This is a genomic window from Acinetobacter junii CIP 64.5 (assembly GCF_000368765.1).
Classification (GTDB): domain Bacteria; phylum Pseudomonadota; class Gammaproteobacteria; order Pseudomonadales; family Moraxellaceae; genus Acinetobacter; species Acinetobacter junii.
Genome location: NZ_KB849653.1, coordinates 219109 through 225759 on the forward strand (window position 1 = coordinate 219109; position 6651 = coordinate 225759).

Here is a 6651-nt window from a genome sequence, read left to right on the forward strand (position 1 = left end):
TTAATCTTTAACAGAGATATTCCACCACTACGTTTTCGTGTATGACAGCTGTTCAACCTATCGCAGAGTTATTAAATCCTATGCCTCATGCATCCTCAGATGCTCCGATAGGTGTATTTGATTCTGGGATTGGAGGCTTGTCGATTGCTCAAGAAATTGCCTCTCATTTACCCAATGAGCGCATTCTTTATTATGCTGACACCGCTCATGTACCTTATGGGGCGCGTTCTGATCAAGAAATTCGTGAGCTAACAGCAAAAGCAATTGAATGGCTTTATAGGCAAGGTTGCAAAATCGCCGTCGTTGCTTGTAATACTGCATCAGCATTTAGTTTGGATTATCTGCGTGAACATTATGGTGAGCATTTTCCGATTGTAGGCTTAGTGCCAGCGTTGAAACCTGCTGTACTTCAGACGCAATCAAAAGTCGTCGCTGTGCTAGCAACACCTGCAACGTTTCGTGGTAAGTTAATTAAAGAAGTCATGCTTAAGTTTGCTGAGCCTGCAGGTGTGAAGGTTTTAACTGTTACGAGCCTCAAACTTGTGCCTTTTGTAGAGGCGGGAGAGCAGATGAGTGAAGCATGTTTAGTTGAGCTTCATAATATTTTGCAACCAGTGGTAGATCAGGGTGCAGATTTTCTTGTACTAGGCTGCACTCATTATCCATTTTTGAAAGATGCTATTCGTCAGATTTTTAATGAAAAGTTAAAATTAATCGATTCAGGACAAGCAGTTGCGCGACAAACAGCGTATATTTTAATAAAAAATAGGTTATTATGTGACAAAATAAGTCATAATATTACACGTATTGAATGTTTCGTTAGTGGACAGAATGCAGTCGAGTTACATCCCGTAGTTCAGCATCTTATGTCGTCACAATTGACGTGGACAATCAATAATTTGGATGAAGTTTAGATATTAAGCTCGACTCATACCATATTTAAAATTTTATTTGGGGTTATCTGTTAATAGGTTTTTGGGCGGTTTAGCTTAAACTTATGGATAAGTGAAGTGGGGCACAGGCTATGCAAGATACTCGTTATCAAGTCTTTATTTCTACGTCTGGCAATGAAATGCAACCAGAGCGAGCAGTACTGACTCAAACTTTGGTGGGAATGGGCTTTTTCTCTTGGGGCTTGGAACAACGCACGCCATTGAGCACATCGATCGCCCGACGTCAAATTGATGACTGCGATTACGTGGTGATTTTGCTTGGCAGCCAGTATGGAGAACAATCTGTGTCTGGCGTAGGTTATATGCATTTAGAGTATATCTATGCGATGACCAAGCAAAAACCTGTGATTGTATTTATGCATGAAGATCCCGACTCGCGTGACTTACAATTGCAAGATAATAAACCTGAATTAAAAGAAAAATTTAAAGAGTTTAGAAAACAGCTACAGCATGATGTTGATCAAATATTTACATACCGTACCTTAAGAGATTTGGAACTAGCTGTTCGTTCGAGCATGCCACAAATGTTAGAGCGTTATCCTGTGGTAGGTTGGGTACGTCCTCAGAACACTCAAGTTTTACAAGATGAGATCGATAGTTTACGCGCCAAACTAAAACAACTCGAAACTGAGATGGGTAGTCGTGAAGCAGATCCAATTTCAATGTTACCTAAGGTTTCAATGCATGAGCTTTATTCTTTTGAATATCGTATGCATGCCTATCAAGATGGTAATTTTAAAGACATCAAAACGTTCCGTAAATTAACATGGGCACAATTGCTCAATGTACTTGGTTCATCTTTTGTTAGTCCAACTCCTGAAGAATATTTTTCAAAACGTATGAATGAATATTTAAATGAAACAGGTTTGGAGGATGCGCGTAAAGAGATGCCAAGAGCACACGCCGTTTCAAGAGCACAGATCAATATACGTGCTTTGCATGAGATAAAAATGCAAATGCGTCAGAATGAATGGATTGTACCTACGGGACGTGATGATCGCCAACGTATGTTATGGCAGCTGACGCATAAAGCTCAAAAGCTATTGGAAAGTAATGTCCTAGATAGTAATCGGGTTTTTCAATTTAAAACAATGCATTAAACCAATTTAAAAAAGAATCATAAAGCTGCTAAAGTAATTGAAGAAATTCAGCTATAGCGGAAACGATCTATGTCAGCGACACCAAAACCAAAAGTCACTGTGATTTTAGCAAATTTAGGTACGCCCGACGAAGCGACTGCACCAGCAGTACGTCGTTTTTTGAAGCAATTTTTATCTGACACGCGTGTAATTGAAATACCAAAATTTATTTGGTGGGTGATTCTACATGCTTTTGTTCTTCCATTTCGCCCAAAACGGGTTGCTCAAGCGTATGCCACAGTTTGGTCAACTGACTCACCAATGCGTGAAATTGTTCTCAAACAAACACAATTGATAAAACAGCGTTTGCTAGATGAAAATCATCAATTTGACTTAACGGTTGTGCCTGCCATGACTTATGGTCAACCAAGCATTTATGCAGTATTTGAGCAACTTGAGAAAGTGCCTCAAGAGCATGTGATTTTATTACCATTATTCCCGCAATATTCTGCGACATCGACTGCGCCTTTATATGATGCTTTTGCACGATGGATTCCAAATCAGCGCCATTTGCCTGGAATAACCATGATCAAAGATTATTATCAGCATCCATTATTCATTCAAGCTTTGGTGGATAGTGTGCTTGCTTATCAAGAGCAGCACGGAAAACCTGAAAAATTATTGATGTCATTTCATGGTATTCCTCAGCCTTATGCAGACAAAGGTGATCCTTATGCAGATCGTTGTCGTATGACCGCAAAATTGGTTGCTGAAGCATTGCATTTAAATGAAGATGAATGGGCAATCAGTTTCCAATCTCGTTTTGGTAAACAAGAGTGGGTTAAACCTTATACCGATGTTTTATTGGAACAATGGGGACAAGCAGGGGTTCGATCTGTACAAGTGCTGAGTCCTGCTTTTTCAGCAGATTGTCTGGAAACATTAGAAGAATTGGCAGTTGAAAATAAAGAAACTTTCCAACACGCTGGTGGTGGAGAATATGCTTATATTCCTGCATTAAATACTGACCAAGCACATATAGATTTGCTTGCAAGTCTGGTTCAGGCTAATCTTGATGCTCTTACTCATACCTTAGCTCATCGTTAAGACGATCTTCTTTCACGCCAGAGGTTTTTTATGCTGCAAGTCAAAATTGTTCCTGTTACCGCATTTGCTCAAAATTGCTCAATTTTATGGGACAGTGAAAGCAAAGAGGCGGTTTTGATTGATGCAGGTGGCGATGCAGCAGTACTAAAAAAAGAAGTTGAGGCTTTGGGTTTAACCGTTAAAGCATTATGGTTAACTCACGGACATCTTGATCATGCTGGTGCTGTAGGAGAATTGGCTGAAGCTTGGAAAATTCCTGTGATTGGTCCGCATAAAGAAGACCAATTCTGGTTAGATATGATTCAAGAAGTCTCAGCACGTTATGGTTTCCCAATTCCCCAACCTGTTAAAGTCGATCAGTGGTTAGAAGGTGGTGAAACCTTAAAACTGGGTGAAGACGAGTTCGAGGTGCGTTTTGCACCAGGACATACACCTGGTCATGTGATGTTTTACAATCAAAAGCATGGTTTGCTTTGGACGGGTGATGTGTTGTTTAAAGGCTCGATTGGACGTACAGATTTTCCAAAAGGAAATCATCAGCAGTTACTCGATTCGATTAAAAGAGAATGCTTTAGCTTACCTGATGAAACTCAGTTTATTTCGGGTCATGGTCCAATCAGCACAATCGGTTACGAGAAACAATTCAACCCATTCGTTGCAAGTAAAGCTGGCTAATCCTCGTATTCATCTTCATGACGTTTATCGCCTGCCTGAGGTGCGTCTTGGGTAGGCAGTTTATATTCATCGTTTGCCCAAGCCCCTAAATCAATCAGCTTACAACGCTCTGAGCAAAATGGGCGAAATTCATTACCTTCCCAAGTGCTGTCTTGTCCACAACGTGGGCAGGGGAATGTACGTGGCATAGAAAATTCCTACATCAAAAACAAATAGATTAGGCAAAAGCAAAGTGAATTGTTAGACTTATGCCGATTTCTAGATAGTTTGATGTGAATATGTCGATTCGTCAATTTCAAGCGCACCGAATGCAAGCACCACGTGATTTTCAGGTGATTCCGAATAAGCCGATTTGTGTTGAAATCGGTGCGGGTAAGGGTAAACATGCTTTACTGTTCACAGGGCAAAATCCGCAAACGACGTTGTATGCTATCGAACGAACTAAAGAAAAATTTTTAGCGATGCAAAAACAGCATCAGCTTGAACCACGTGAATATTTATACCCGATACATGCTGATGCTTTGCCTTGGGTCGTACATGCTTTGCATCCTGCACAGGTAGAACAATTTTTTATTCTTTATCCAAACCCAGAACCCCATAATCCAGCACAGCGTTGGTTAAATATGCCGTTCTTTGAGTTTTTACTTTCACGTCTTCAGCCGAATGGCACCATTACTTTAGCGAGTAATATTGAAGAGTATATTGATGAAGCTGAACAGCAATTGATTCAATTGTGGAAGTTGCCTTATGAAAAGCAAAAAATAGCAACAGACTCTGCACGTACACATTTTGAAGTCAAATACTTGGAACGTGGTGAACTTTGCCAACAGTTGATCATCACAAAACCTGAAAATTATTCGACTCGTTTTGATGATTTTGCACCTTTGCAAGGTCAAAATGTTCAAGAGCAATCTGATGTCTAAACGTATTGCGATTATCGGTGCTGGCCCAGCAGGTTTGATGGCTGCTGAAGTATTGAGCCAATATGATTATCAAATTGACGTTTTTGAGCAGAAGCCTTCAGCAGCGCGTAAGTTCCTTATGGCTGGGAAAACAGGTTTGAATATTTCTCATGCTGAGCCAATCGATACTTTTATTCAACGCTATGATCACGCAGCGTGGTTAAGTCCATGGGTGAGACATTGGGATGCGCAGTGGATTCAAGACTGGATGAAAGGTTTAGGCATTGAGTCCTATGTGGGGAGTTCAGGGCGAATTTTCCCGACCGAGATGAAAGCAGCTCCTTTACTCCGTGCTTGGCTAAAACGATTGGCAGGTGATGGGGTGAAGTTTTATTATCGTCATCGTTGTGTCGATGTGACCAAGAATCAGTTAACGATTGAAAACCAAACAGGATGTTACACTGATCATTATGATGCGATTGTATTGGCCTGTGGTGCTGTTTCATGGTCACAATTAGGCAGTGATGGTGCTTGGCAACAATGGTTGTCTGAAAATCAAATTGAACCTTTTCAAGCCAGTAATGCAGGTGTATTGAAAGCATGGTCACCATTTATGCAAGACTGTTTTGGACAACCACTTAAACGCGTTGATGCATGGGTGAATGCAGAAAATAAAACGCATGGTGATATTGTGATTACTCACTATGGTTTTGAAAGTGGTGTGATTTATAAATTAGGGCGTGATTTAAGAGCTTTGAATCATCAAAAGCAACCTTTCATATTGCATCTGGACTTATTGCCAGATGTCAGTGCCGAACAATTAGAAAAAAAATTACACAGCAATAAAAAGCAATCCCTAACCAATATTTGGCGAAAAGCAGGCTTAGATCACGTCAAAATTAATCTGTTACGTGAAGTCACGAATAAAAGCATATGGTCAGATGCAAAAGAGATGGCTCAGCAGATCAAGAACCTGAATATTTCACTTGATGGCTTTCGTCCAATCGAAGAAGCCATTAGCTGTGCGGGTGGTGTTAAACAGATCGCTTTGTCTTCTCAATTACAGTTGCAATCAAATCCTTTTGTGTTTTGTTGTGGTGAAATGCTGGATTGGGATGCACCAACAGGGGGATATTTACTCACTGCTTGTTTTGCAACTGGGCGAGCGGCAGGAACAGGAGTACATCAATACTTAATATCTGACACTCTAAGATAATGTTTTAAAAAGTGTTTATAAATTTAATGTATTTTTCATGTTTTAAATAACGCGATTTTTATCTATTGGCGAGTTTCTTGCAAAGTTGAGATTTGTCTTTTTGATATATGAATATTCAATGTTGCAGAGATTCAAATCTAGTCTATTTCTTCAAGTCATTTTTGCGTTAATTCTCGGTATTATCATTGGAATCAGTTTTCACGATTTTTCTTTAGCTTTAAAACCGCTAGGTGATGGCTTTATTGCACTGATCAAGATGCTTATTGCGCCTATTGTTTTCTGTGTAGTTGTACTTGGATTGTATGGAGCAAATGATCTTAAAAAAATGGGGAAGGTTGGCGCAAAAACGATTTTATATTTTGAGATTGTGACCAGTATTGCTTTGGTTTTGGGAATTGTGATTGCATATGTCTTCAAACCTGGCGTTGGTATGAATATTGATATCACCCAGTTAGATAGAAAGGATTTAAATGTTTATACCGAACGTGCGCACACGATGAGTTCGGGATCAGATTTCTTATTACATATTATTCCTAAAACATTTTAGTCTTATTGTTTTATGTGACTTGTATTTTGTTTGTACTTGTTATTTTAGGTGGAATCCTGAAATTTACAGGTTTAAATATATTAGGACTTACGCACTATTATTTATAGATTCTCTGTGGTAGCAGATGATTTTTATCGAGAATAAAGTCATCAATGAAGTTTTTGATCATTGG

7 protein-coding genes and 1 pseudogene are annotated in these 6651 nt (G+C 39.5%); 7 read left to right on the forward strand and 1 reads right to left on the reverse strand.

Features of this window, described 5'->3' with window-relative positions:
• The first annotated feature begins 41 nt into the window (after positions 1–41).
• From murI to F948_RS01040, 4 genes are all read left to right on the forward strand, one after another.
• A complete protein-coding gene (gene murI, locus F948_RS01025) occupies positions 42–914 on the forward strand; it encodes a glutamate racemase (protein WP_004958706.1) in 873 nt (290 codons plus the stop codon).
• Between the two features lie 110 nt (positions 915–1024).
• Positions 1025–2053, forward strand: a complete 1029-nt coding sequence (locus tag F948_RS01030; protein ID WP_004957594.1) for a DUF4062 domain-containing protein — start codon at positions 1025–1027, stop codon at positions 2051–2053.
• Positions 2054–2122: 69 nt separating this feature from the next.
• A complete protein-coding gene (gene hemH, locus F948_RS01035) occupies positions 2123–3139 on the forward strand; it encodes a ferrochelatase (RefSeq protein WP_004958710.1) in 1017 nt (338 codons plus the stop codon).
• Between the two features lie 30 nt (positions 3140–3169).
• A complete protein-coding gene (locus F948_RS01040) occupies positions 3170–3814 on the forward strand; it encodes an MBL fold metallo-hydrolase (protein ID WP_004916699.1) in 645 nt (214 codons plus the stop codon).
• On the opposite strand, the gene F948_RS01045 is transcribed toward F948_RS01040, so the two are convergent.
• Positions 3811–4002 (reverse strand): DNA gyrase inhibitor YacG, encoded by a 192-nt coding sequence (locus F948_RS01045; protein WP_004916696.1) that lies wholly within the window; start codon positions 4000–4002, stop codon positions 3811–3813. The two genes, F948_RS01040 and F948_RS01045, sit on opposite strands and share 4 nt — an antisense overlap.
• A gap of 90 nt (positions 4003–4092) precedes the next feature.
• On the opposite strand from F948_RS01045, the gene F948_RS01050 reads away from it, so the two are divergent.
• The 3 genes and pseudogenes from F948_RS01050 to F948_RS01060 all read left to right on the forward strand — a co-directional run.
• Complete coding sequence (locus F948_RS01050; RefSeq protein WP_004958714.1) at positions 4093–4737, forward strand: class I SAM-dependent methyltransferase; 645 nt, start codon at positions 4093–4095, stop codon at positions 4735–4737.
• Positions 4730–5932 (forward strand): TIGR03862 family flavoprotein, encoded by a 1203-nt coding sequence (locus tag F948_RS01055; protein ID WP_004958716.1) that lies wholly within the window; start codon positions 4730–4732, stop codon positions 5930–5932. The genes F948_RS01050 and F948_RS01055 overlap by 8 nt, the downstream gene beginning before the upstream one ends.
• A gap of 118 nt (positions 5933–6050) precedes the next feature.
• Positions 6051–6476 (forward strand): annotated as a pseudogene (locus F948_RS01060) (cation:dicarboxylate symporter family transporter); the annotation flags it as partial.
• Positions 6477–6651 lie beyond the last annotated feature (175 nt).